We start from the raw sequence: 25,447 nt of genomic DNA, 5'->3' as shown, positions 1-25,447 counted from the left end.
ACGGGCTAGGCGACGGCCTCGTCCAGACGGGCCGCCTGCTTCTCCTTCAGCGGGCCGATGACGGACAGCGAAGGACGCTGTCCCAGTACATCGCGCGCCACCTCGCGCACCTCGTCCGGGGTGACCGCCGCGATCCGCTCGAGCATGTCGTCCACCGACATCTGCTCGCCCCAGCACAGCTCGCTCTTGCCGATCCGGTTCATCAGCGCGCCGGTGTCCTCCAGGCCCAGCACGGTGGAGCCGGCGAGCTGGCCGACGGCGCGCCGCAGCTCCTCGTCGCTCAGGCCGTTCTCCGCGACCTGGGTGAGCTCGTCGCGGCAGATCTTGAGGACGTCGTGCACCTGGTTCGGACGGCAGCCGGCGTAGACGCCGAAGAGTCCGCAGTCGGCGAAGCTGGAGGTGTAGGAGTAGACGCTGTAGGCGAGCCCGCGCTTCTCCCGGACCTCCTGGAAGAGCCGGGAGCTCATACCCCCGCCGAGCGCGGTGTTGAGCACCCCGAGCGCCCAGCGGCGGTCGTCGGTGCGCGGGATGCCCGGCATGCCGAGGACGACATGGGCCTGCTCGGTCTTGCGGTTCAGCAGCCCGACCTTGCCCGCCGTACGGATCGCACGAATGCCTGAGCGCGGGGCGACCGGGACCGCGTCGGTACGGGACAGGGCGCCCGCCCCGTCGAACGCCGCGTGCACCTGGCGCACCACGTCGTCGTGGTCCACATTGCCCGCGGCGGCGACGACCAGGTGTGTCGGGTCGTAGTGCTTCCGGTAGAAGCGGGCGATCTGGTCGCGGCCCAGGGCGTTGACGGTGTCGACGGTGCCCAGGACCGGGCGGCCGAGCGGGGTGTCGCCGAGCATGGTGTGGGCGAACAGGTCGTGCACACAGTCGCCCGGGTCGTCCTCGGTCATCGCGATCTCTTCGAGGACGACACCGCGTTCCGCGTCCACGTCCGCCGCGCCGATCACCGAGCCGGTCAGCATGTCGCAGACGACGTCGATGGCCAGCGGCAGATCGGTGTCGAGTACCCGCGCGTAGTAGCAGGTGTACTCCTTGGCGGTGAACGCGTTCATCTCGCCGCCGACCTCGTCGATGGCGGCGGAGATGTCCAGCGCGCTGCGCCGCCGGGTGCCCTTGAAGAGCAGATGCTCCAGATAGTGGGTGGCCCCGCCGAGCGTCGGGGTCTCGTCGCGCGAGCCGACGTGCGCCCAGATGCCGAAGGTCGCCGAGCGCACGGACGGGAGGGTCTCGGTGACGACGCGCAAGCCCCCGGGGAGGGTCGTCCTGCGGACCGTGCCGATGCCGTTCTCGCCCTCGAGAAGCGTTTGGGTACGGGCGACGGCCCGCGCCTCCGAGGAGGTGCGGGCCGTCGTCTCGTCGTCGCGGGACGTCACTTGGCGGCTTCGTCCTTCGTCTGGGGCTGCGCTTCGGCGCTCGCCTCGTCCGCATCCGCGTCCGAGCCCTCTTCGCCCTCGAGGACCGGGATGAGGGAGAGCTTGCCGCGCTGGTCGATCTCGGCGATCTCGACCTGGACCTTGGCGCCGACCTTCAGCACGTCCTCGACGTTCTCCACGCGCTTGCCACCGGCCAGCTTGCGGATCTGCGAGATGTGCAGCAGGCCGTCCTTGCCCGGGAGCAGGGAGACGAAGGCACCGAAGGTGGTGGTCTTCACGACCGTGCCCAGGTAGCGCTCGCCGACCTCCGGCATGGTCGGGTTGGCGATGCCGTTGATGGTCGCGCGGGCGGCCTCGGCGGCCGGGCCGTCGGCGGCACCGATGTAGATGGTGCCGTCGTCCTCGATGGTGATGTCGGCGCCGGTGTCCTCCTGGATCTGGTTGATCATCTTGCCCTTGGGGCCGATGACCTCACCGATCTTGTCGACCGGGATCTTGACGGTGATGATCCGCGGCGCGTTGGGGGACATCTCGTCCGGGACGTCGATGGCCTCGTTCATCACATCGAGGATGTGCAGCCGGGCGTCGCGGGCCTGCTTGAGGGCCGCGGCCAGCACGGACGCCGGAATGCCGTCCAGCTTGGTGTCCAGCTGCAGCGCGGTGACGAACTGCTTGGTGCCGGCGACCTTGAAGTCCATGTCGCCGAACGCGTCCTCCGCACCGAGGATGTCGGTGAGGGTGACGTAGTGGGTCTCGCCGTCGATCTCCTGGGAGATCAGGCCCATGGCGATGCCCGCGACCGGCGCCTTCAGCGGCACACCGGCGTTGAGCAGCGACATCGTCGAGGCGCAGACCGACCCCATGGAGGTCGAGCCGTTGGAGCTGAGCGCCTCGGAGACCTGGCGGATGGCGTACGGGAACTCCTCGCGCGTCGGCAGCACCGGCAGCAGCGCGCGCTCGGCCAGGGCGCCGTGGCCGATCTCGCGGCGCTTGGGGGAGCCGACGCGGCCGGTCTCACCGGTGGAGTACGGCGGGAAGTTGTAGTTGTGCATGTAGCGCTTGCGCGTCTCGGGCGCGAGCGTGTCCAGCTGCTGCTCCATGCGGAGCATGTTCAGCGTGGTGACGCCCAGGATCTGGGTCTCGCCGCGCTCGAACAGCGCCGAGCCGTGGACCCGCGGAATCGCCTCGACCTCGGCGGCGAGCGTACGGATGTCCGTGACGCCGCGGCCGTCGATGCGCTTCTTCTCCTTGATGACGCGCTCGCGCACCAGGGTCTTGGTCAGCGCGCGGTACGCGGCGGAGATCTCCTTCTCGCGCCCCTCGAACTGCGGCAGCAGCTTCTCGGCGGCCAGGCCCTTGACCCTGTCCAGCTCGGTCTCGCGCTCCTGCTTGCCGGCGATGGTCAGCGCCTGGGCCAGCTCGTCGCGGACGGCGGCGGCCAGCGCCTCCAGGATGTCGTCCTGGAAGTCGAGGAAGATCGGGAACTCGGCGGTCGGCTTGGCCGCCTTGGCGGCGAGGTCCGCCTGCGCCTTGCACAGGACCTTGATGAAGGGCTTGGACGCCTCCAGGCCGGCGGCGACGATCTCCTCGGTGGGAGCCTCGGCGCCATCCTTGACCAGCTGGATGGTCTTGTCGGTGGCCTCGGCCTCGACCATCATGATCGCGACATCGCCGTCTTCCAGCACCCGGCCGGCGACGACCATGTCGAAGACGGCCTCCTCCAGCTCGGAGTGGGTCGGGAAGGCCACCCACTGGCCCTTGATCAGAGCGACGCGGGTACCGCCGATGGGGCCGGAGAAGGGCAGCCCGGCGAGCTGCGTGGAGCAGGAGGCGGCGTTGATCGCGACCACGTCGTAGAGGTGGTCGGGGTTGAGCGCCATGATCGTCTCGACGACCTGGATCTCGTTGCGCAGGCCCTTCTTGAAGGACGGGCGCAGCGGGCGGTCGATCAGACGGCAGGTGAGGATCGCGTCCTCGGAGGGACGGCCCTCACGGCGGAAGAACGAGCCGGGGATGCGCCCCGCCGCGTACATCCGCTCCTCGACGTCGACCGTGAGCGGGAAGAAGTCGAGCTGGTCCTTGGGGTTCTTGGAAACGGTGGTGGCCGACAGCACCATGGTGTCGTCGTCCAGGTAGGCCACGGCCGAACCGGCGGCCTGACGGGCCAGGCGGCCCGTCTCGAAACGGATGGTGCGGGTGCCGAAGGTGCCGTTGTCGATGACTGCTTCGGCGTAGTGGGTCTCGTTCTCCACCAGGGAAATCTCCTCTTCTGCGTCCCTCGTCCGTGTGACGGTGGACGGTGGTGGAGCAGCGCCCCTGGCCTTGCGGGCCGGCGGCCGGGCCGGTCTTCGATCGAAGCCACCGGAATTGCCAGTTCCGGGAGCCACTACCGAGGACCGGCTCCTGTGGCGCCGGTGCGGCGGGAATGAGGCGCTCCTCCTCGTTCGTTATGGCGTTGTCTGGGACCAGACTACAAAGCTTCGGCCGTCATCACGACGGCTGTGCTCTCCGGCCCCTACGGTACGTAGCGAGCACGCTACGCACCGGTGCGAAGGCCGTACGGGTCACCTTTGGCTGAAACCGTACGGCGCCATGTATGGCAAAGGGAGCGGCCCCCATAGCGGGAACCGCTCCCTCCGTGGCGTCTTACTTGGCGCCCGCCGCACCCCGGCGGATACCCAGGCGCTCGACCAGCGCACGGAAGCGCGTGATGTCCTTCTTCGCCAGGTACTGCAGCAGCCGGCGGCGCTGGCCGACCAGGAGCAGCAGACCACGGCGGGAGTGGTGGTCGTGCTTGTGGGTCTTGAGGTGCTCGGTGAGGTCGGAGATGCGGCGCGTGAGCAGCGCGACCTGGACCTCGGGGGAGCCGGTGTCGCCCTCCTTGGTGGCGAACTCGGTCATGATCTGCTTCTTCGTAACGGCGTCGAGCGACACTCGGTACTCCTTGTTCGTATCAGCCGCCGAGTGCCCCTGGTCGTTGTCTCAGGGGATCTTCCGTGACTCGGGAGGCGGGGTCCGCTGGGCGCTGTCTCCCGAGACTCGAAGCCTCCGGGGACGCGTACGCAAACGGCCAGCACACACAGTACCAGCGTCTTGGCGGGGGGTGGGCGGGGGCCGGTGGGGGTGGCCGGGTGGGGGCCTGGTGGGGCCGGGGCGGTGAGGCTAGAAGACGGGCATGGCGGTCAGGGTGCCGTTGTGCAGCATGAAGACGCGGTTGCCGGCCGCGGACAGCGCCCAGCGGCCCTCGGTGCCCTGGGTGTACGGCCAGGCGAGCCTTCCGCCGCGGGTGTCCACCGCCGCGACGCCGCGTGAACCTGCCGCCCCGGCGCCCGCCCAGACGCCGTTCCCCGCGATCACCGGGGCGTCCTGCGGACTGTCCTCGGAGGCGAACGTGAGCGTCCAGGCGTCCGTTCCGTCGTCCGTACGGCGGGCCGAGAGATCGGTGGCGTCCACGGCGTAGACGACGTCCTTCGCGACGACCGGTGCGCCCCAGCCGCGCCCGCCACCACTGGGCCGGGACCATTTCTTCTCGCCCGTGGACACTGTGAGCGCGGTAAGGGAGCGGCCGCCCAGGTAGACGGTGCCGTCGGCGACGGCGGGCGCGAGGGCCGTGGTTCCGTGCCGTGCGGGCCCCCAGAGGGTCTTTCCACGGGCGGTGTCGAGTGCCACGACCTGGCCGTCCTCGCCGCAGACCACCAGATGACCGTCGGCCGCCGCGGCTGCCGCCGGGCGCTTCTCGGAGGTCCTTACCGGCGAGGGCACCGTCCACAGGGATGTACGCGACGTCAGCGCCACGGCGCGCAATTCACCCGCACGGGTGGCTATATAGACGGCCTTGTCGTCCACCGCGAGCAGGGTCGCCGCGTCCGCTGCGGGCGCCTTCCACCGCTCCTTGCCGTTCTGGGCGTTCAACGCGCGCAGCACGCCCTTGCTGTCGACCGTAAGGACGGTGTCATCGAATACGGCGAGGGGGCGCCCGGTCAGTCCGGCTGTCCGCGAGGTCCAGCGGGCCCGGCCGGTGCGGACGTCGCAGGCCCGCAGACGGCCGCCCTCGGCCGGAGCCACGACGAGGTCGTGGACGGGGAGCGGGGCCGGTATCCGCGCATCGGCGACGCCGATGGAGCCGAGGTCCACGGGTCCCCACAGAGGCGCCGGGGCCGTCCCCTCGTTGTAGTGGGCCAGCGGCTCGGCCTCCCAGGGCCGCCCGCCGGCCTCCGCCTCGTCGCCGCGCAGCAGCCACCACGCGACGCCTCCACCACCCGCCGCGAGCACGGTGCCGCCCGCGGCAATAGTGCCGATGAGCCGCCGCCGGGAGGGGCCCGTACGGTCGCCGGGCAGGGCGGCCATGCGCCGGGCATCCGCCTCGCGCCGTGCGATGTCCTGCGCGAGCGGTCCGCCCTTCCAGGCACGGTCCGCGCCCCGGGGCGGCGCCAGCGCCTGGCCGAGCCAGTCGAGACCGGGGCGGAGCCCGGGGTCCTTGGACAGACAGGGCTCGACCAGAGGCCGCAGCGCGCCGGGCACCGAGCCCAACTCCGGCTCGCCGTGCACCACCTGGTACTGCACGGCGGCCACATGGCCGCCCTCGTAGACCGGCCGTCCGCCCGCCGCGTAGGCGAGGACCACCCCGAGGGAGAACACATCACCCGCGGGGCCGGTCCGCTGCCCCAGGACCTGCTCGGGCGCGGCGTAGCCGGGGGTGGCGACGGTCTGTCCCGTGGTGGTCAGGGTCAGCCCGTGCTCGGGCCGGGCGATCCCGAAGTCGATGATCCTCGGGCCACGGGAGGTCAGCACGATGTTGGACGGTTTGAGGTCGCGGTGGACCAGCCCGGCACCGTGGATGTCGTGGAGCGTGCGGACCAGCGCGGCTCCCAACGCCCTTACGGCGGGCTCCTCCAGGGCGCCGTACCGCTCGATGGCCTGGTCGAGCGTGGGCCCGGCGAGGAACTCCGTGGCGATCCACGGCCGTCCGCCCTCGGCCTGCGCCGCGAGCACCCGCGCCACACCGTCGCCCCGCACGGCCTGGGCCGCGTGCGCCTCACGCACGAAACGCTGAGCCATCCTCGGGTCATGGGACAGCTCGGGCCGCAACACCTTGACCGCCACGGTCCGGCCCTCGGAATCCCGCCCGAGATAGACCTGACCCATGCCGCCCGCGCCGAGCACGCCGGTGAGGCGATACGGGCCGAGGCGCAGCGGATCGCCGGTGCCGAGAGGGTTCATGGACGGAGGCTCCTAGAGGGTGGGGCGGCGCGATGGGACAGGTCCGGGGTCCCGGTCATTCCAGGGGGATGGCACACACGGTGGACCCGCCCGCGATGATCAGCCGGCCGGCACCCCGATGGACGGTCATGGTGGGGTTGAGCGAGGACATGGCGGTGCCCGGGCCCTGAAATGTCCAGGCCGCCTTGTGGCCGCGGAGGTCGATCGCCGCCGCCCATTGATCGGTTCCGATGTCGGGGAATGCGTAGAGGTACTTCTTGCCGAGGGCGGGTGGGTACTGGAAGTTGAGCGCGGAGCCCGTGCCCTTCTTCTGTTCCCACAGCAGCTTTCCGCTCTTGGCGTCCACCGCGACCAGGCCGGTGCCCGTCTCGAGGCTGTGGACCACGCCGTCCTTGAGGAGGGGCGGTCCATAGCGCGGGGAGTCCGGCTCGTTCTTGTCGCCGGCCTTCCGTCCTTCGCCGAACCGCCAGGCGATCTCACCGTCGGAGAGCCGTACGGCGATGAGGTCTTTCCCGCCGACGAAGAGGAGTCCGCCCGAGAAGGTGTGGCGCTGCGTCCCGGGAAGGATGCGGTAGTTCTCCTTGGCCAGCATCTTCGACCATCGCCGCCTGCCGTCAGCGGCACCGACCACGGTGACCCGCTCACGGAAGGAGAGCACGAGCGAGGAGCCCGCGGGGGTCGCGAGGGGGTCCTGGAACTGGGGGGTGTCGCTGGCCCGGCGCCACCGCTCCTCCCCCGTCCGCGCGTCGACGGCGACACGCACAAGGCCCTTACGGCTCGTGCCTTCCAGGAAAACGACGTCCGAGGTGGCGGCGAGCAGTCGTACGTCGTCGACCTCCAGGTCCTTGACCGTGGCGAGCGGGGTCCGGAAGTTACCCGTTCCAGGATCCACAGGGGCGATCCGGACATGATCGGCGCTGGAGTCACAGGCGAGCAGCCGCCGGCCGTCGGAGACGGCGTACTGCGCCTTCGTCACCAGGTCGTTGGTACCGCGCCTGGCCCCGTTTTCGGCGTCGATCCAGTACAGCCCGGTGTCGGCGATGACCGCGGTGTGGTCCCCGGCGAGGAGAACCGCGCAGTCGGCCATGGAGGTGCTGGAAGGCGGGGTGAACTTCCAGGACATGCGTGGCGGGGTCCCGGGCGGACGTGTGGCGGGCGTGGGCGTCGGCGCCGCGGTACCGCCCGCCCCGCCGTCATGACCGAACCAGGCCCAAGCGGCGGCGGCCGCTACGGCCCCGCCTCCTCCGATCCTGACGACCTTACGGCGGGAGAGTCCGGTCGGCTTGGGCCGCTGGTCGGCGCCGACCGTGTCCTCCTCCACGGGCACGGGCATCCTGGACGGCTGGATCTCCCATACGGCCGTCCCGAGCCGGGCGATCTCCGCCAGGACGGGGTCCGGCAGATGATCGGCGAAGTGACCGCCTCCGGCGTACAGCAGCGGCCCGAGCTCGGCCGTACCGGGCCGCTGCCGGGGGTCCTTGACGAAGCACGGCTCCAGTACGGCGCGCAATCCCTCCGGCACCCCGGACAGGTCGGGGTCGGTGTACCGCACCCGGTAGAGCAGATCCGCGGGCTGTCCGCTGCCGAAGGGCGGGCGGCCGGTGGCCGCGAAGACCAGCACTCCGGCGAGGGCGAACACATCGCCCGTGGCCGCGTGTTCGCCTCCGGCCACCTGTTCCGGCGACATATAGGCGGGCGTTCCGGCCGCCGCACCCGTACGGGTCAGCCGGTCGTCGCCCGCCGCACGGGCGATGCCGAAGTCGATGACCTTGGGGCCGAGGGCGGTCAGCAGGATGTTGGAGGGCTTGAGGTCGCGGTGGACCACATCGGACCGGTGGAGTTGGGCGAGTGCGTCGCACAGGGCTGCTCCCAGCGCCCTTACGGCCCGTTCGGGCAGGGCGCCGCAGAGCGCGACCGCGTCGTCCAGCGGCGGGCCGAGGACGTACTCGGTGGCGAGCCAGGGGGTCGGGGCGAGCGTGTCCGCGTCGATGACCTGCGCTCCGTGCCGTCCACCGATGACCCGCGCGACGTCGGTCTCCAGCCGGAAGCGGGTGCGGAATTCCGTCTCCGCGGCGAACCGCGCGTGCATGGTCTTCAGGGCGACCGTACGACCACCGGATGAGCGGCCCAGGTACACCGTGCCCATGCCGCCACTGCCGAGACGGGCGACGAGTGTGTACGGACCGAGGCGCTGGGGGTCGTCATGGCTGAGGGGATGGGCCATCGGTATCAGTCCACCGGCAGTGCGTAGAAGGCTTGGTCATTCCTGATGAGAGCTACTCCGGGAGCACTGAGGACGGACCCGCTGAGGGCCCCGGCCGACGCTCCCTCGGTCGCGGGGGCGAAGCGCCAGCGCAGTGAACCGTCCGCCGTGTCCAGCGCCTCCACCTCCGAGGCGTTGATCTGGAACACGGTCCGGCCGGAGTGGCTCAGCGCTGTTTCGCTCTCCGACATGGGGGAGGCCGCGTCGACGGCCGCCCGGCGGCGCCAGAGAAGCTTGCCGTGGGCCACGTCGATGGCGTAGGTGACGGCGGCGCCGTCGGTTGCGTAGAGCGTCCGGCCGTGCAGCGCACCATCGGTGTACACAAGCTCGTTGAAGCTGAAGTGCCATCGCTTTCTGCCGCTGGATATCTCATGGGCGGAAACGACGTTCGAGGCGAAGGTGATCAGGAGATCCCCGGAGACGATCTCCGTCGGATCATCCGCGAAGGTAAGGACGCTTTTGTAGGTCCGCGTCCACAGCTTGGCCCCGTCGCGCCGGCCGAGAGCCAGATAGGTCCATGGGTTGTCGTGGGAGGACTCGCTGCGGTTCGACAGCAGGAGGGAATCCTTACGGAGCACCGCGGGGTGTTCCTCGGGGCCGCCGAAACCGCCGGGGACCGAGGTGCGCCACCGCTCCTTACGGGTCTTGAGGTCATAGGCGACGACGGTGGCGGTCTCCTCCTGGTCCTGGGCCAGGAACCAGAGGGTCTTCCCGTCGGCCGCCAGCGGATAGCGGAACCGCAGGCGCTTCTCGCCGTCGTAGCCCCTTTCCACCCACTTGACCTGCCCGGTGCGCGCCGACAGGGCGATGAGTTCCCTGAGTCCCGGCTTCAGCACCAGGCCACCACCGAGCGAGCTGAGATCGCCGATACCCCACACGTTGTCACGGGTCCACATCTTCTGCCCGTCACGGACCCTCACCGCCGTCACCTCGCCCGCACCCGGTACGAGCAGGTGGCTGTTTCCCCAGAGCAGTGGCGCGCCGTCGATCTCGGTCTCGATGCGGCGGCGCCACAGCGGAGCGGGGGCGACCCCTCTCAGGGCGAGGGGCTCGGGCACGGCGGGCGGATCGTCCGTCACGGCCCGCCACAGAGCCGCTCCGCCGATCCCCAGGGCCAGTCCGGCGGCGCCGGTGAGGGCGGTGACGGCCACGGAGCGCCGGGACGGCGCCCGGCCCGCGGAAGGAGAGTGGCCGACGGGTTGCGGGAGGTCCGGCGGCGGGGTGTCGGCGGGGTGGTGCGCGGCCTGCTCTGCGAGGGCCGCCCCGACGGCGTGGGGCACGCTGCCCAAGGAGACGGGTGCAGCGGCCCTGCGGAATTCCCGGGCGAGGGCGTCGGGTTGGGGGCGGTGTGCCGGGTCCCGGGAGAGACAGGCGGCGATGGGCTCGCGCAGCCCCGGCGGCAGGGCGGCGGGCCCGGCGTCGTCCTTACGGCCGGTCGCGGCGTAGGCCAGCACGGCGCCCAGCGCGTAGACGTCGCCGTAAGGGCGCGGTGGCTCACCGGCCCGCTGCTCGGGCGGCAGCCCGGCGGGGCCGCCTTCAGCCGCGGCAGGGTGGTTGGTGTGCGAGGCCACGGGACGGCCTCCATGGGGTGTGGCGGGGCGATTGCCGATGGCGGCCCGGAGGAGCCCGTATCCGGTCAGCCGTGGGCCGTCCGGCGTCAGGAGTACCGCCTGTGGCGATATCCCGGCGTGGACCAGGCCGTTGGCGTGCGCGGCCGCGAGGGTTTCGGCGAGAGCCGCGCCCAGCGCGCGCACGGTTTCCTCGGGGAGCGGCCCGCCGTGCGCGGCCAGTGCAGCGGGCAGCGTCAGGGCGGGGAAGCAGCCGTGGGCGACCCAGGGAAGCTCCGCGTCGGACGGGGCCACATCGACGACCGGTGCCACCCAGGGGCCGTGCAGCCGACGGGAGTTCTCGGCCTCGGCCCGGAACCGCACCCGGTATCCGGCGTCGTCGGCCGACGCCGGATACGGCAGGGTCAGGACGACGGTACGGCCCGTTCGCATGTCCCGGGCCAGGCAGCGGCGCGCGTCGTCGGCGTGCCCGGGCACATCCAGGGTGGCGAGGATTCGGTACGGGCCGATCCGCTGCCCCCGGTCGTGGTCGGTGCGCTGTGGAGGCTCGTGATCGGTCCGTGCCGTCCGGCGGCCCAGAATCGGCGGTTCCATGCGTCCTTCCTAATCGAGCGGCAGCGCGTAGAGGCTTCCGCTCCCGGCGACGACGACCCTGTCATCCGTCAACGCGACCTTACGGCGGGGCGATTGGGCGCGCGGGCTCGGATCCGCACCGGCGTCGGTGAAGCGCCACAGCAAGGAGCCGTCCTCGGCGTCGAACGCGTCCACCTCGGCGTCACCGGCCACCAGCACCCTGCGCCCTGCCGGGCTGACCAGAGTGTCGGGCGTGCGCGGCGCGGCAAGCACGTTCATCACAAAGCCATAGGCCCGCTGCCACTGGATCTCGCCGGACGCCGCCTCGATCGCGTGGAGGGCGAAACCACCGTCGGCCACGTAGGCGGTCTTCCCATGGACTAGCGGAAGCCCGAAGTCGGCGGGACGGCCATCGGCCCCCTTCCCCTTGGAACTGACGGACCACAGTGCGGCCTTGTCGTGGGCCGCGTCGAAGCCCCGCAAAGTGTTTCCGAGGGCCGCGATGAGCGTGCCACGGGCGTCGGTGGTGACAAGCCCCTTGGTGGTCATGCCCGGATAAACCCGCTGCCACAGCTTCTTCCCGTGGTCCCGGCTGAACGCGACGGCCCTCTTGGCACCCGTTCCGTCCTGGTCACCACCTGCCATCACCACCAGCGCGTCCTTCAGCAGATGTCCCTCGTCCAAACCCGCCGCCACGGGGCCGCGCCACAACTCCGCGCGCTCACGCACGTCATAGGCGACCACGACGCGATCACCGTTCGCGCCTCCGCTCTCGTTCCTTACCGTCGCCGTGAACCAGACGGTGCTCCCGGCCACCGCGAGCAGCCCCGTGAACGAACTCCGCGCACCCTGCCGGAAATCGCTCGAGTGCCACTGGATATGACCGGTCCGCGGCTCCAGTGCCACCAATCCGTCCCCCGGGACCACCAGCGCGTCCCCATCGGCCACCCAGGGTTGACCCGCAGGGCGCAGTCCGTCCCGCGTCCACAGCCGCTTACCCGTGCGGAGATCGATCCCCACGACCGCCCGCTTCCCCGTGAGGACGGCGACCGCATCACGCCAAACGAGCGGGGCATGGGTCGAAGCCGCCCCTTTGACGTCGTAGCGCCACAAGGGTGTGGGCGGCGCGCCCGGAAGCCGACGGCGAGGACGGTGGGCGGCGAGACGCTGGGCCGGAGTGAGCGGTTCCGGCGAGTCCGGGGCCGTCGCCAGCCACGTGGCGCCGCCGCCGATGGCGAGCCCGGCCGTACCACCGGCGACACCCAGCAGGAGCCGGCGCCGGGAAGGGCTGAGGGACGGGCCGAAGGTCTTCCGGGACGAGGCGCCTTCAGCCCCGGCCCCGATTCCGGCCTCATGCCGCGGCCCGGGCTCGGGTCCGGTCTCGGGCACAGCCGATGGTGCGGCGCCGTGCTCCGGCCACGCCCGATGTACGGCGGTACCCGGCCCCACCGGCACATTCGCCACCACCGGTGACGGCGCCTCAGCAGGTTCGATCTCCGCCGCCAACACCGCCGAGGACAGCTCGGACAGCGCGGCGATCACCCGCCCCGGCAGCCACCCCGGCCCCAGCGCGCCGACGGCCCGGCTGATGCCACCGGGGCCATCCAGGGCGGTCGATCCCGGGCCTGCTCCCGGCGCCGCGCCGCCCGTCGGACCCGCGGATCCCGCGTCGACAACCGTCGGCGAGGCACCCGTGGGCGCCCTCACTCCGCTTGGGGGAAGGGGGACGCTACGGGGGACGCTTACACCGCGCTTCAGCTCGTCCAGCAGGGCCCGCGCCGTCGGCCGGTTTGCCGGGTCCTGGGCCAGACACCGGACCACGGCGCCCCGCAACTCCTCCGGCAGATCGTCGGGCTCGGGCCGCCGTCGCCCGGTCGCCGCGTACGCCAGCACGGCCCCCAGCGCGAAGATGTCACCCAGCGGCCGCGGCCGCCCGCCCGCGGCCTGTTCCGGGGGCAGCGCGTCGTCCTCCAGCCCCGGCAGCCCCACCCGCGCCTCACCGTCCGCGGCGGCGGCCCGCACCGAGCCGTAGCCCATCAGCCGCGGGCCGTCCCCTGCCAGGTAGACCGTGCCCGGTGCGACACCCGCATGAGCGAAGCCCGCGGTGTGCACCTCCGCGAGCGTCTCGGCCAGGGCCGCTCCCAACGCCCTTACGGTGCGCACAGGAAGCGGGCCTCCTTTCGCCTCCAGCACCGCGGGCAGCGACAGCACCGGCAGAAACGGCGTGGCGCTCCAGGGCTGCCCCGTACCCCCGCCTGAGACCTCGACAACGGGAGCCAGCCACAGCGGAGGCCGCCCGCCACCGAGGAGGCGCGCGTTCTCCGCCTCCGCCAGGAAGCGCTCCCGGTACGTGACGTCGTCCGCGAGCTCGTGCGACGGCGCGGTGACAACAACCGTGCGGTCGCCCGCGACACTGCGCGCGATGAAGTGGCGGGCCGTGGCGGGAACTTCTCCCGAGTCCGGCCCAAGCCGGGCGATGACGTGATACGGGCCGAGCCGTCGAGGATCGTCCTGACTCAGCGGCTCCACAGACACCTCCTGTGGCTGCGGGGGCGATCCATACGACCGGGACGACGAACCGCCTCAGTCACGGCTCCGGCTCTCCGCGAGCTGTAGCCCGTACTCATCTGGAAGCCCCCGACCATTGGTCCATCGCATCGCCCGCCCGCGTCACACGTGCGGCGCCACCCTACCGGGGCCCTTATCCCCCATGTTCGATTGCCGCGTCACGCGCTGTGGACAACACTGTGAGATGTGGCGGGAGTCCGGGCGCAGTGGCCCGCCCTCGCCTTCCGCCCAAAGGCCGGGCGGGATGTTGTCCTCGGTATCCGAAGGGGTTCTCCACCAGTGGCCGACGCCAAAGAGAAGGAAGAGCTGTACGCCCTCGACATTTCCGGTGTCGAGTGGCTCAGCACACCTGGCAGCACCTCCGAAGACCGGGTGGAGATCGCCTATCTACCGAACGGGGCAGTGGCCATGCGGAATTCCACTGACCCCGCGACGGTGCTCCGCTACACGGAGGCCGAATGGCGTGCCTTTGTGCTGGGCGCACGGGACGGCGAATTCGATCTGCACTGAGGAGCACGCGGGCCGCGCACCGCTCGCGCGATGGCGGCCCGCTCAACGACGTAGCTACGGAAAGAGACGCGGTCACACCGGAAAAGCCATCATGTGGACGATCCGGTCCACGAGTGTCTGCCGACCAACGCGCCGCGCGGTCACACTCGTAGGAGCATCAGGTGCGTCGACTCTCACCGCCCACAGTTCCTCGGCAGTGGCGTACGTCATGAGCAACGGTCCGGGGAGGTCGGCGAGCAGAACCAACTGGCCGACCACGAGAGCGTTGTCGATGACGTCCTTCAAGGGCGGGGCTATCGCGTCGCGTTGCAGATCCTGTGGATCGAGTTCCTGAGATGAGCCATCGTGACCGGCGACCCCCTGGGGGTCAACCAACTGACGAATAGTCTCCGCTGCCTCCTCAACCGTGGCCACAAGGCTCAACGAATGCATACCGCCACCCGTGACCTGCTCGACCAGCAGCAGGTCACGGGTGTGCAGGTAGACATAGACGTATTCGGTGCCCGCAGAGGTGGTCCGCTCCACGGCCAGGACCCGGCCGGCCGTCCCACGCAAGGCGAGCGCGAGCTCCAGATCGGGTGAGAGTCGCATGTCCAGCTCCACCTCGTCGGAGCCATGTCCCTCGCGCAAGGCCACATCAAGTTCGGCCGCATTGGCGATCTCCGCGAGGTCCCTCGACACCAGCGACCGCAGCGCGGTCGCAAGCACCCACTCCCGCTCCTGAGCCGACATGCCCTCGAGGTGAGGAGCGGCGACGATCGACCTCTCAGCGGCCGCCGGATTCAGCACCGCGAGTTCCTCGTCCGTGAGCCGCAGTAACGGCCGCGAGCCTTCTTCCGCGAGGGCCTTGCCCAGCCCCTCGCGAACGTCTTCGAGCGTCACGCCGCCTTCGTACTGCTGTGGCACGGAGCCGACCTCTCTCTCCCTCACCAGAACTTCAATTTCTTAACCGAGTTGACCGTGCCGTCCACGACGTGCTCGGCTGCTTTCACCGCACCAGAGGGATGAAGCGCGGCGTTTACCGTCGCATCCACCGCCCCGCCCACGGTGTTTGTCACGGCATGCGACGTGGCGTTCCAGGCCGTCTTGGCACCAGCCGCGATATCGTCGCCCCATTTGTCATAGATGTAGCTGCCCGCAAAGTACGCCCCGGTGGCACCCAGCACGGCCCAGCCGGCAACCGGTACGGCCGCGGCGGCGGTCACGCCCACACCCATATAGACCGCCGCAGCCTCACCACCGAGCACTGCCGCACCGCCTGCCACTTGTGCGCCACCCACGAGGCGGTCCGCCACCCCGTAGCCGCCCCCGTGATCCGGGTTTATCACCTGTTTCAGACCACCGGCAATAGCAAAAGGCACCATGGCCTTGTTCAGCTTCGCCAGGGCTCCGGCTGCCCTGACTCCACCAGCACCCAGCCTGGACGCCCATGCTGGGTTTTCAAACTTTTGCACCCATTCTTGGATGGCATTTCCACCCTGACTGAACTGCTTCCAGAGGGCCACACTGGCAGTGACAGTTTGCCAGGCCTTAGGAATTTTCTTCAGTTTTTTATAACCCTCCTTATACTCCTGGAACTTTTTATATTGTTCGTTGTTCTTGATACTGTCCAGGAAATTCAGCTCGACCGATCCGGCCTCGGAAGATCTCGCTTGCCGTTTGTCGTACGTGCCCTTGATCGCCGTCTGAGCTCTGTCGTGTGCCGCATCGCGCTGACGGCGAGCCCCGGCCAGGACCTCTTGGGCCGTCTCCATATCCGCGGCACCGGGATCGTGAAAGGCGCCGGGAGCCTTGGGGGGCGACGCATACTCGGCGTCACCGGTGGAGGGCTTGCTGTTGTAAGCGTCAACTGCCTTGTTGTAGGCATGCACATCGGCGTTGTAAGCCTCGCGGGCCCGTTCCGAAGCGCGCTTTCCTCGACCATAGGTGTCGATTGCCTCCTGCGCCTCGCGTTGCGCCCACTCCACCGTGTGAGCGACATCATCCAGCGCTCCGCTCGCCTGCTCGCAGGCATGCGCGACCTGGAACCACTTCTTCGGCTCGACCGAGACGCGCTTGCGGAATGCCTCCGCCGTCTCCCCCTTGATTTCCTGGGAGTTCAGCTTCCGCAGCCCCTCACCGACAGCGGCGAGCCCCTTTGCCAAGCCTCTCAACTGTGCGGCGTTCGCACGGAGCTTGGCCGCGTCGCCGTGAATCAGCTCTTTCCGCTCTTCTGTCTGCCCCAGCTCCAGCTCTCCCGAGCCCCAGCCCAAGGCCTTCTCAACCCAGGCATTGGCCAGGCCGGCGTTCCTGGCCGCGGGGTCCACAGCGGTCGAGGCAGGGTTGTTGCCCGCCATCACTCCTCGCCCCCACCAGCGGCCGCGTTTCGGCCGGCTCCATTACTGTCGATCCCGAAGTGATCCAAAATCGACGGCTTCCCGGACTTGACGCCCTCCCCGAAGTCAATCCCCGGCCCATACTGCGGATAGGGACCGGTAGAAACGGACGCATCGGAAGGACCGCCGAACCTGCCGAGAACGCCGCCCGCTCCCACCGCAGCCGCGCCTCCCACGGCACCGAGGGCGGCCCTGAGCGCACCCGCCCGGCTCCGGTCCTCATCCCAGATGACGCCCGCCGCCTGGCTCAGCTGAGACCCGAGAGAGTTGGCCGTCTGCTCCAGCATGTTGATGCCCACCTGCCAGAACTCGCAGAAATCCGCGAAAGTACTGGCAAGTCCAGCACCGCTGGCCTCTACTGCCGACAGACTCATGTTGCCGAGGCTGCCGCGCTGAGCGGAACCTTTACCGTTCCCGGCCCCTTCCAGACCCTGCAACGCTGATCGCAGGCTTCTGGTGATCCGCTCTTCGGCTTCCTTGGTGATTTTCAGTTCGTCCTGGTTGGCCGCCACCGGCGCCCCCTTCCCCCGTGCCACCGCTCGCGGTGGCATTTAAAAAGCTTGACGGGAGGCGACCACAGTGCCCCCTCCCACCGCCGTCAGCGTGTAGCGCTCATACGGACCCAGGACGCTATCTCACGACCGCAGAGACTCCAAGCGGCTCAACCCACCAACTACGGTATGGGGGCAGTCCACCCGTGGGCCCCGTTTTGTGCGGACTTCAACACTGCGAGCTTCTGATGGCGCCGGGAAGGCGACGGGGCACGGCCGGGCGAGACGCGGCGACGTGGGGCAAACCGTCCGGATAGCCTGGCACCATGGTCGACTCGCATCCATCCATCTATGAGGCGCACTACACCCGAACCCCCTTCCAACTGGTGTTCGGTCAAGGCTGGAAGCGCCTGGTCGCATTCCGTGTCGACGACAAGGGAGTGACGCTCGGCGGAGCACCAGCCCGATACCTCAGCCAAACGGCGTTCGCACCCTGGGCAGACATCACGTCCGTGGTGATATGGCAGTGGCACTTGAAGGACGGTGCCCCTGGTTGGGTGCCCGCCGATCAGAGCAGGGACTACATCGGCGTAAGCCGTCACCCTGGAGCGCCGCTACTGCCCGGCCCGAACAGCACGTTGCAGCCGGAGCAAGCGAGGAAGCACGCCCCCCATATCGATCACCAACTTCTTCTCGCGAGCCGTCCGGTCATCGCCTGGCGCCCGGACCTCGACCGCCTTCGTACGGCGGTGAGCACATTCGCCCCTCATATACCGGTACATGACGTGCGGCACATGTAGCCTCCTTGACCCGTTCAAGCGCGTAGCTACGAGGTTCGCCGGGCGGCAGGGGCGATCACCGTCAGCGCCAAGGCGAATGTCAGCTCAGGTCGAACTCGCCGTCCCGCGCGCCCAGAACGAAGGCACGCCACCCGGCTTCTGTGTAGCGCAGCACGGTGTCCGGGTCGGCGGAAGACCACCCTGCACGGAGGGGGCGCGCGCTAATCCGTGCACACCCCCACAGGCCGTTCCCGGCTATCAACTCGTCATGCTCCGCGCATACGAATACACGTCCAGGACAGCCAGGCAAAGAGGCACAAGCGACAGCAGGAGAGCCCCTTCGGCGAGGTCCGAGAACCTGCCCCAGAAGGGGGTGAGCCCCTTCTTCGGGATGATCAATCCAATGGCGATGATCAAAGCGGCGCCGGCCGCGACGGCAGCCGCCATCCAGATCGTACGGATATCCATGTCACCGGAGTGACCCAGAACCAGTTGCCGCACCGAAGAGGCAGGCGGGTTCAGTGAGAGGCCGAGAATGAGCAGCCCCACGGAGACGATGCCGGCCACGAGTACGCACACCACCTGTGAGGTGTAGCGGAACAACCGCGCGCGGATGAGTATCGCCATGCCGCCGGCGAGGGCGAGCAACTGCGCCCAGACAGACGACGAGAAGCCGAGTACGGCCGCCGAACCAACCACGACCGCGGAACAGCCGCCCACCAAGCCGAGCAACAGGTCATGCCCCCGCCGCGCCTGGACAGCGATGCGGTCGGCGTCAACGGGCTCCACGAGGGCCGGGCTCTCTGGATCCGCGTCGAGATCAGTCCTGTGGGCCGGCCCGCGAGGCGCTACGTAAGCGATGGGCAGCCGGGCGACTCGGGTGGAAAGGCCGGGGAGAAAGCCGATGGCGCCAATGGCGACAGCCGCGCTGACGGCCGCCGTGTCCGTGGCGTCTGCCTCAGTGACGATCTGGCAGAACGAAGCGAGAGTGCCGAAGGCGGAAAGGAAGACCGCGGCGACGAACGGGGCATCGCCGGTCGGCATGACCGCGACCAGCGCGACCGAGATGACGAGAACACAGACGCAGCCGAGCAGGAACTGCAGCCTTCCGATGCCCTCACCGGGATCCAGCGGGAGGATGCCCGAACCAGCGATCATGGCATGCGGCAGTGCGGCCAGGCCAAGACTGACCGCGGATGCCAGATCGCGGTACACCCGGCCACGTATGCCCGCGAACGCCGTCAGGAGCACGCTGATCACGCCGGCGATGATGCCGGGCAGGCTGTGCATGTCGTGCTTCACAGGGTCCGCGAACCACACAACGAAGCCCATGAGGACCAGAAGCAGAGGACCGCCGACAAGGCCGGAGAGGCGCAGGAACCGCTCGTCCCACAGAGTCCGGTCGCGAGCGACGGCGGATGCGATGGCGTCGGAGACGTCGTCATGGACAGCGGGCGGCAGCGACTGCGAGAAAGGCCGCATGAACAGCAGATCGCCATCAAGAGTCCGCTGAGCCGCGAGTGAGCGGTGACCGTCGAGAACAATGCCGTCCCGGCGCACCAGGTGATATCCCACCGGGGCGCCCACATCCTGCGTCTGACCCGTCAGCCGGAGGATTTCCGGGTACAGGTCCGCCACGGCGATATCATCCGGAAGAGCGACATCGATCCGGCTGTCGGGCGCGACGACCGTCACTCGGCAGAAGCCAGTCGTAATGGTCGAATTCATCTGCAGGGCCCCCTTACTCCGCTGTCGCGCACACTGCGGGAACTCACCCTACCGGGGTCCACACCGGCCCTGTACACGTAGGATCGCTCTGCGTCGCACGCGAGGTGCCGCCACGGGGGCGCCGGTCCACAACTGTCCACCCCACGCCAAGGGATTGATACGCCGGTGAGTCAGATCGTCGTGAAGCGACCGCCTCGGGCCACTCCGCCCGAAGTGCCCACGAATGAGCTGCGCCTCGAGCCGCCTCCCGAACTTTCCCGCTCCCAGCGGGAGGGCATGGCGATGCAGCTCCTGCCGATGCTCGGCATGGGTTCGTCGGTCGTGTTCTTCTTCATGCCGAATTCGGCCCCGTTCATGAAGATCATGGGCGGGATGATGCTGATATCGACGGTCGCCATGGTCATCGCGCAGGTGGTCAGGGTACGCAAGGACTCCCAGGGAGAAGCGGTCCAGGGCCGCCGCGATTACGTCAAGTATCTGGCGAACGCCCGCCGGAGGGTGCACCGTACGGCGCGCGCTCAACGGGACATCCAGTTCTATCTGCACCCCAACCCCGACCAGCTATGGTCCCTGGTCGCCGAGGGCAGCCGCCTGTGGGAACGCCGGATCGGCGACGAGGACTTCGGACAGGTCCGCATCGGCCTGGGCCCGCAAGAGTTGTGGACACCACTGGTGGCACCGGAGACGGCTCCAGTGGACGAGCTGGAGCCATTGTCCGCGGGAGCGATGCAGCAGTTCCTGGCGGTTCACGGTTCGCTCGACGACTTGCCGATGGCCGTGTCGCTCCGCGCCTTCTACCACATGACCATTTCGGGCGAGAGGGAGTCGGTATTCGGAGCCGCGCGCTCACTGGTCGCGAGCCTCGTCGCACTGCACTCTCCCGAAGACCTCGTCGTCGCCGTCGTGACAGCAGCGGGGACAGCGGACAAGTGGGACTGGTCCAAGTGGCTGCCGCATACGCAGGTCCCCGGCTCCGTCGACGGAGCGGGGACCAAGCGCCTGTTCAGCGATAACCTGCCGGAAGTCGAAGACCTGCTCAAAGGCTGGCTCGACGGGCGGTCGCGGTTCAACCCCGAGGGACAGGCACTGCTGGACCAGCCGCACGTGGTGGTCATCCTCCAAGGGTGCTCGGTGCCACCGGACTCCCTCCTGGCCGCTCAGGAGGGGCTCCAGGGCGTGACCGTGGTGGAGGTCGTGCCGGAACCGATGGACGAGCCCCGGGGCGGGTTGTCGCTGGTCGTCCACCCGGACAGGCTGAGGGTGGAAGCGGGCGCGGCCGTCTACCGCGGCAAGCCGGACGCTCTGTCCCTCGAGGCCGCCGAAGCTCTGGGACGTCAGCTCGCACCGCTGCGGATGAGCGTGGGCGGCGAGGATGACGAGCCGTTGCTCGCCAACCTCGAATTCACCGATCTGCTGGGCCTGGGCGACGCCGCCGCGGTGGACACGAACGTCACCTGGCGCCCCAGGTCCACCGCGGAGCGACTGCGTGTACCGATCGGGGTCGGCGAGGACGGCTCACCGGTCATGCTCGACCTCAAGGAAGCCGCCCAGGAAGGTATGGGCCCACACGGCCTGTGCGTGGGAGCGACCGGCTCGGGCAAGTCGGAGCTGCTGCGCACGCTGGTGCTGGGCCTGGCCGTCACCCACTCCTCCGAAACCCTGAACTTCGTACTCGCCGACTTCAAGGGCGGTGCGACGTTCGCCGGGATGGCGGCGATGCCCCATGTCGCGGCCGTCATCACCAACCTCGCGGACGACCTCACCCTGGTCGACCGTATGCGGGACTCGATCACCGGCGAACTGCAGCGCCGCCAGGAGTTGCTGCGCGCCTCGGGCAATTACGCGAACCTCCATGACTACGAGAAGGCCCGGGCCGCGGGGGCGCCCTTGGAGCCGCTGGCCTCCCTCGTCCTGGTCATCGACGAGTTCAGCGAACTCCTCACCGCCAAGCCCGACTTCATCGACATGTTCATCCAGATCGGGCGGATCGGCCGCTCGCTGGGAGTTCATCTGCTGCTGGCCTCGCAGCGGCTGGAGGAAGGGCGGCTGCGCGGCCTCGACACGTACCTCTCCTATCGGATCGGTCTGCGTACCTTCTCCGCCGCCGAGTCCCGCGCCGCCATCGGTGTGCCCGACGCCTACCACCTGCCTTCGGTGCCGGGGTCCGGCTATCTGAAGTTCGGTACGGAGGAGATGGTCCGCTTCAAGGCCGCCTATGTGTCCGGCACTTATCGGGCCACCACGACGTCGCTCATCGGAAGCGGCCCCCTCCCCACCGACCGTCGTCCGGTGCTTTTCACCGCCGCGCCGGTGCCGGTCCGTTACGTCGAGCCCGATCCGGACTTCTCCTACACGCCGGAGCGCACCGATGACGCGCTCGCCGACACAGTCCTCGACGTGATCGTGCGGGGTTTGGAGGGCCAGGGCCCCGCTGCCCATCAGGTGTGGCTGCCGCCGCTCAACGACGCTCCCGCCCTCGACCAGATCCTGGCCACGCTCGCCGTCTCGCCCGAGCGCGGACTCCATGTCTCGGACTACCCGCGCAGCGGTGGTCTGGTCGTCCCCCTTGGCATCGTCGACAAGCCCTTCGAACAGCGGCGGGAGATTCTGTACCACGACTTCTCGGGCGCTGCCGGCCACATGCTGATCGTGGGGGGACCCCGCTCCGGCAAGTCAACCCTGCTCCGGACGCTCATCAGCACCTTTGCGCTGACCCACACGCCGTATGAGGTCCAGTTCTACGGACTCGACTTCGGCGGCGGTGGCATGATCGCTATCGATGACATGCCGCATATCGGCGGAGTGGCATCCCGTCTGGACCCCGAGAAAATCCGCCGCACCATCGCCGAGGTCACCGGCATCCTCAATCAGCGCGAGGAATTCTTCCGGGACAACAACATCGATTCAATCGGCACCTACCGCCAGCTCCGTGCTTCCGGACAGCTTCCCGGTGAGGCATGGGGCGATGTCTTCCTGATCATCGACGGCTGGCAGTCCTTCAAGATGGACTACGAACTGCTGGAATCGATCGTCGCCGACATCGCCACGCGTGGTCTTGGCCTCGGTGTCCATCTGGTTGCCACGGTCACCCGGTACATGGAGATGCGAGCGGCACTCAAGGATCAGCTGCTGGGCCGCCTGGAATTGCGGCTGGGTGACCCCCTGGACTCCGAGTTCGACCGCAAGGTCGCGGCAAATGTGCCCGTCGGCACACCGGGTCGTGGCCTCACCCCCGAGAAGCTCCACTTCCTCGGCGGTCTGCCACAGCTTGAGAGCTCCCCGGCGGACGACCACGCCGCGGCCACCGCTGCATTCGTCAAGGCGGTGGGCGACAACTGGTCCGGACCGCACGCACCACAGGTTCGGATGCTGCCGCGCATGCTTCCCGTCCGGGACATCCCTGGCGGCGCTGCCGAGCCGCACCGCGGGGTCGCGATCGGCATCGACGAGATGCATCTCGAACCGGTCTTCATCAACTTCGGCAACGATCCGTTCTTCGCGGTGTACGGCGAGACGGAGTCCGGGAAGACCGCGCTGCTGCGGCTGCTGATCAAGCAGATCACCGAGCAGTACACCCCCGACGAGGCGCTCTTCATCGTGGGCGACTACCGACGCAGCCTCCTCGAGTGCGTACCGGAGTCCCATCTGGTCGGTTACGCCACGACGCAGAACGCCTTCGACAAGTACGTCGCGGACATGAACACCCTCATCGGCAGCCGCATCCCCGGCACCGACGTCACACCCCAGCAGCTACGCAACCGTAGCTGGTGGAAGGGACCGCGGGCGTTCATCGTGGTGGACGACTACGACCTGGTCGCCACGTCCTCCGGCAACCCCATGACCCAGCTGGTGGACAACCTCCCCTACGCACGTGACGCGGGCGTCAACATCATCCTGTCCCGCAACACGGCGGGGGCCGGCCGCTCGTCCTACGAGCAGTTCATCCAGCGCTTCAAGGAACTCGGCGCGCAGGGCGTGCTGCTCTCGGGACCTTCCTCCGAGGGCGAGCTGCTGGCCAACGTGAAGGCGCGTCCTCTGCCGCCTGGCCGCGGCGTGTTCGTCTCCCGTCGAGGGGACGCCTCGCTCGTCCAGACTGCCTGGCTGCCCGACGACTGATCCGACCCTGGAATGAGCTGAAGCCCCCGACGATCCCTGTCCGCAGGAGCCGGGGGCTTCACTGTCAGACCGATCACCGGGTGGCGGCGTAGCGCTCCACCTCTGCCGTAACGTCATCCAGGGCGCGCTGACGATCAGCGTCGAGCATGAATCCCGCGCGGGCCGTCAGCTGTACGAGGATCCCTCCGACACCCTGTCCGCCCGCGGCCAGCTGACAGCCGATGGCGGGCCGTGTAGGCCCGGAACCGGCCGCAAGCAGTTCCAAACGCACCTCGGCGGTGTCGAGGGGCGCCGGGCCGAGCGCCCGCTCGATGTCCTCCGCCAGCGGCTCCGCGTTGGCGTCCAGCGTCTTCTGGCGCAACCGGAACTCGCGATCCAGGTAAACCTCACCAAAGCCCCGGAAACCGACCGCACCGGCCTGGATAGCACGCGTCGCCAAGAGCCCATGGTGGTGCAGCACGTAGGCGAGCACCAAGGCGGTTTTCACCAGGTCGGTGACGACACCCTCCGCCGTCCGGGCGAGTCCCCACTCCAGGCTCCATGATGAGACGCGCCGGGGTGCCCGTCCCTCGGCCAGTGACGCCAGCCCTTCGGCCGCGGACTCGCCCAACAGCCACCACCCGCTGTGATCGACGGCGAAGAGCCGACCCTTGTCATCCACCGCCAGCAACGCCCCGGCATCGGTGCGGCCGAACGGAAACAGCCGGTGACCGAGCCCCTCCTGGAAGGCCGCGAAGGTGCGCAGGGCATGGCGTCCCAGGGACGGATCGACCACGCACCCCGTCGCGGCGACGTCGACGCCAGGCCCTGCCGGAGCCACGGTGAGTCCGTAGAACTCCCGCAGCGCCTGTTCGACGGCGGAGAACGTCTGCCAGGCAGTGACCCCGTCAAGAGCCACGGTGCTCGTCGTCTCGAGAATTCCCAGGAGCGCCCGATTCCCTGCGTCCCTTCCCGGCTGCCACCCCGCAGCGACCAGCGCCTCGTTGCCTCTCCCGCTCACGGCCGCATGATCTCCACGCCGAGACGGTCCAGCAGGGCGGCGCAGGAACGGCACGGTGTGGCCGTGCGGCCGTGCTCGGGGTCACCCTGTTCACGGATCAGCTTGGACACGATCACGGCTCCGGCGAAGTGCGGCCGCGCTTCGTCGAGCCCTGTCCAGCGCCCGTCGGATCGCCCCTCGTCAAGCGACCACAGCTGGTCCGAGATCAATGCGGATTCGGCGCAGTAGCCGATGAACGGTTCGCGCAGCCCGGAGGGAAGGGCGGAGAAAAAATCACTCACGGCGGGATGAAGGTCGGGGGTGCCCTCACCAGAAAGATTGGTCTGGCTGAAGATGTTGCCCTGGACCAGCAGGCTCGAGGAAACGCCGAGGTCGATGTCAGACATAGAATTCCTCCGCATCGGTCTGGTCCCCGGTCAAGAGGCTGTTGAAGATCTCATCTCGCTCCTGGCCCAGGTAATAGTACCCAGACCAGTGAGTGTAGAAGACCCTGCCAAGCGGATCCATGACGGCCGTGCCACGCTCCATCCGCTCGAATGCCACCGGAAATAGCGGCTGCTCCAGCAACTCGGACAGCTCCGCAATCTGCTCGGCCCTGATGGCATCTACGAACCGAACTTCAGTGACGCAGTGTTCCTGTGGAGGCTCCCCGGGCGACTCAAGATCGAGAAAGGCAAATTCCCGGAGAAAGTCAATGGCGGTCGGGAACGGAGTAACAGAGTACCCGTGAGAGAGAAGTTGGGCAGCAGCAGACTCCATGAGTTCGCTCGATTCAACCGCAACATCCCGTCCCGGGTACCAGCCTGCTGAGCGCAGTCGATGCTCGATCTCTTCGTGAGTGAGCTGGCGAGGCATCAGATATCGCTCCTAT

General features: G+C 68.9%; 17 protein-coding genes and 1 pseudogene. 3 read left to right on the top strand and 15 right to left on the bottom strand.

Annotated features, from left to right (window positions below; genetic code table 11):
* Positions 1 to 5: 5 nt before the first annotated feature.
* The 7 genes from CGL27_RS33845 to CGL27_RS33815 form a co-directional block, all read right to left on the bottom strand.
* The gene (locus CGL27_RS33845) at positions 6 to 1,385 is read right to left on the bottom strand and encodes a pitrilysin family protein (RefSeq protein WP_078644117.1); all 1,380 of its coding nucleotides are present in this window, start codon (positions 1,383 to 1,385) and stop codon (positions 6 to 8) included.
* A complete protein-coding gene (locus CGL27_RS33840; RefSeq protein WP_119991697.1) occupies positions 1,382 to 3,637 on the bottom strand; it encodes a polyribonucleotide nucleotidyltransferase in 2,256 nt (751 codons plus the stop codon). Before CGL27_RS33840 ends, CGL27_RS33845 begins: the two co-directional genes overlap by 4 nt.
* Before the next feature lie 394 nt (positions 3,638 to 4,031).
* Entirely contained in the window at positions 4,032 to 4,319 is a 288-nt protein-coding gene (rpsO, locus tag CGL27_RS33835) for a 30S ribosomal protein S15 (protein WP_014055308.1), read from the bottom strand.
* Positions 4,320 to 4,547: 228 nt separating this feature from the next.
* The gene (locus CGL27_RS33830) at positions 4,548 to 6,605 is read right to left on the bottom strand and encodes a PQQ-binding-like beta-propeller repeat protein (protein WP_119991696.1); all 2,058 of its coding nucleotides are present in this window, start codon (positions 6,603 to 6,605) and stop codon (positions 4,548 to 4,550) included.
* Positions 6,606 to 6,660: 55 nt separating this feature from the next.
* Positions 6,661 to 8,829 (bottom strand): serine/threonine-protein kinase, encoded by a 2,169-nt coding sequence (locus tag CGL27_RS33825; RefSeq protein ID WP_119991695.1) that lies wholly within the window; start codon positions 8,827 to 8,829, stop codon positions 6,661 to 6,663.
* A gap of 5 nt (positions 8,830 to 8,834) precedes the next feature.
* Entirely contained in the window at positions 8,835 to 11,030 is a 2,196-nt protein-coding gene (locus CGL27_RS33820) for a PQQ-binding-like beta-propeller repeat protein (protein ID WP_119991694.1), read from the bottom strand.
* Between the two features lie 9 nt (positions 11,031 to 11,039).
* The gene (locus tag CGL27_RS33815; protein WP_119991693.1) at positions 11,040 to 13,538 is read right to left on the bottom strand and encodes a PQQ-binding-like beta-propeller repeat protein; all 2,499 of its coding nucleotides are present in this window, start codon (positions 13,536 to 13,538) and stop codon (positions 11,040 to 11,042) included.
* A 318-nt stretch (positions 13,539 to 13,856) separates the two neighbouring features.
* On the opposite strand from CGL27_RS33815, the gene CGL27_RS33810 reads away from it, so the two are divergent.
* Entirely contained in the window at positions 13,857 to 14,087 is a 231-nt protein-coding gene (locus CGL27_RS33810; RefSeq protein WP_119991692.1) for a DUF397 domain-containing protein, read from the top strand.
* A 72-nt stretch (positions 14,088 to 14,159) separates the two neighbouring features.
* Here CGL27_RS33810 and CGL27_RS33805 read toward each other — a convergent pair whose 3' ends face one another.
* The 3 genes from CGL27_RS33805 to CGL27_RS33795 are packed head-to-tail and all read right to left on the bottom strand — an operon-like array spanning position 14,160 to position 16,974.
* Entirely contained in the window at positions 14,160 to 14,969 is an 810-nt protein-coding gene (locus CGL27_RS33805) for a hypothetical protein (protein WP_119994677.1), read from the bottom strand.
* Positions 14,970 to 15,013: 44 nt separating this feature from the next.
* On the bottom strand, positions 15,014 to 16,423 hold the full coding sequence (locus CGL27_RS33800) for a putative T7SS-secreted protein (RefSeq protein ID WP_119991691.1): 1,410 nt from the start codon (positions 16,421 to 16,423) through the stop codon (positions 15,014 to 15,016).
* Complete coding sequence (locus CGL27_RS33795; RefSeq protein ID WP_119991690.1) at positions 16,423 to 16,974, bottom strand: hypothetical protein; 552 nt, start codon at positions 16,972 to 16,974, stop codon at positions 16,423 to 16,425. Before CGL27_RS33795 ends, CGL27_RS33800 begins: the two co-directional genes overlap by 1 nt.
* 305 nt (positions 16,975 to 17,279) lie before the next feature.
* Here CGL27_RS33795 and CGL27_RS33790 point away from each other — a divergent pair, with 305 nt between their 5' ends.
* On the top strand, positions 17,280 to 17,753 hold the full coding sequence (locus tag CGL27_RS33790; RefSeq protein WP_119991689.1) for a hypothetical protein: 474 nt from the start codon (positions 17,280 to 17,282) through the stop codon (positions 17,751 to 17,753).
* Positions 17,754 to 17,832: 79 nt separating this feature from the next.
* On the opposite strand, the pseudogene CGL27_RS33785 reads toward CGL27_RS33790, so the two are convergent.
* A pseudogene (locus CGL27_RS33785) lies at positions 17,833 to 17,928 on the bottom strand (DUF397 domain-containing protein); the annotation flags it as partial.
* A gap of 62 nt (positions 17,929 to 17,990) precedes the next feature.
* On the bottom strand, positions 17,991 to 19,460 hold the full coding sequence (eccD, locus tag CGL27_RS33780) for a type VII secretion integral membrane protein EccD (protein ID WP_119991688.1): 1,470 nt from the start codon (positions 19,458 to 19,460) through the stop codon (positions 17,991 to 17,993).
* Between the two features lie 165 nt (positions 19,461 to 19,625).
* On the opposite strand from eccD, the gene eccCa reads away from it, so the two are divergent.
* Positions 19,626 to 23,576, top strand: a complete 3,951-nt coding sequence (gene eccCa, locus CGL27_RS33775) for a type VII secretion protein EccCa (RefSeq protein ID WP_119991687.1) — start codon at positions 19,626 to 19,628, stop codon at positions 23,574 to 23,576.
* Between the two features lie 73 nt (positions 23,577 to 23,649).
* Here the strand turns inward: eccCa and CGL27_RS33770 are convergent, their stop codons facing one another.
* From CGL27_RS33770 to CGL27_RS33760, 3 genes are read right to left on the bottom strand one after another with little or no spacing between them, the layout of a single operon-like run.
* Entirely contained in the window at positions 23,650 to 24,576 is a 927-nt protein-coding gene (locus tag CGL27_RS33770; RefSeq protein ID WP_162953126.1) for an SUKH-3 domain-containing protein, read from the bottom strand.
* Positions 24,573 to 24,962: a YwqJ-related putative deaminase gene (locus CGL27_RS33765; RefSeq protein WP_119991685.1), complete on the bottom strand. Its 390-nt coding sequence runs from the start codon at positions 24,960 to 24,962 to the stop codon at positions 24,573 to 24,575. Before CGL27_RS33765 ends, CGL27_RS33770 begins: the two co-directional genes overlap by 4 nt.
* Complete coding sequence (locus CGL27_RS33760; protein WP_119991684.1) at positions 24,955 to 25,431, bottom strand: SUKH-3 domain-containing protein; 477 nt, start codon at positions 25,429 to 25,431, stop codon at positions 24,955 to 24,957. The genes CGL27_RS33765 and CGL27_RS33760 overlap by 8 nt, the downstream gene beginning before the upstream one ends.
* Between the last annotated feature and the right edge of the window lie 16 nt (positions 25,432 to 25,447).

It is taken from the genome of Streptomyces sp. 11-1-2 (assembly GCF_003595545.1).
Classification (GTDB): Bacteria; Actinomycetota; Actinomycetes; order Streptomycetales; family Streptomycetaceae; genus Streptomyces; species Streptomyces hygroscopicus_B.
This window is presented reverse-complemented; position numbering and strand designations above follow the sequence as displayed.

Coding starts and splice junctions, on each gene's coding strand:
- CGL27_RS33820 (WP_119991694.1), bottom strand. CDS start 11,030: ATGGAACCGCCGATTCTGGGCCGCCGGACGGCACGGACCGATCACGAG.
- CGL27_RS33765 (WP_119991685.1), bottom strand. CDS start 24,962: ATGTCTGACATCGACCTCGGCGTTTCCTCGAGCCTGCTGGTCCAGGGC.
- CGL27_RS33800 (WP_119991691.1), bottom strand. CDS start 16,423: ATGGCGGGCAACAACCCTGCCTCGACCGCTGTGGACCCCGCGGCCAGG.
- CGL27_RS33825 (WP_119991695.1), bottom strand. CDS start 8,829: ATGGCCCATCCCCTCAGCCATGACGACCCCCAGCGCCTCGGTCCGTAC.
- CGL27_RS33830 (WP_119991696.1), bottom strand. CDS start 6,605: ATGAACCCTCTCGGCACCGGCGATCCGCTGCGCCTCGGCCCGTATCGC.
- CGL27_RS33760 (WP_119991684.1), bottom strand. CDS start 25,431: ATGCCTCGCCAGCTCACTCACGAAGAGATCGAGCATCGACTGCGCTCA.
- CGL27_RS33790 (WP_119991689.1), top strand. CDS start 17,280: ATGGTCGACTCGCATCCATCCATCTATGAGGCGCACTACACCCGAACC.
- eccD (WP_119991688.1), bottom strand. CDS start 19,460: ATGAATTCGACCATTACGACTGGCTTCTGCCGAGTGACGGTCGTCGCG.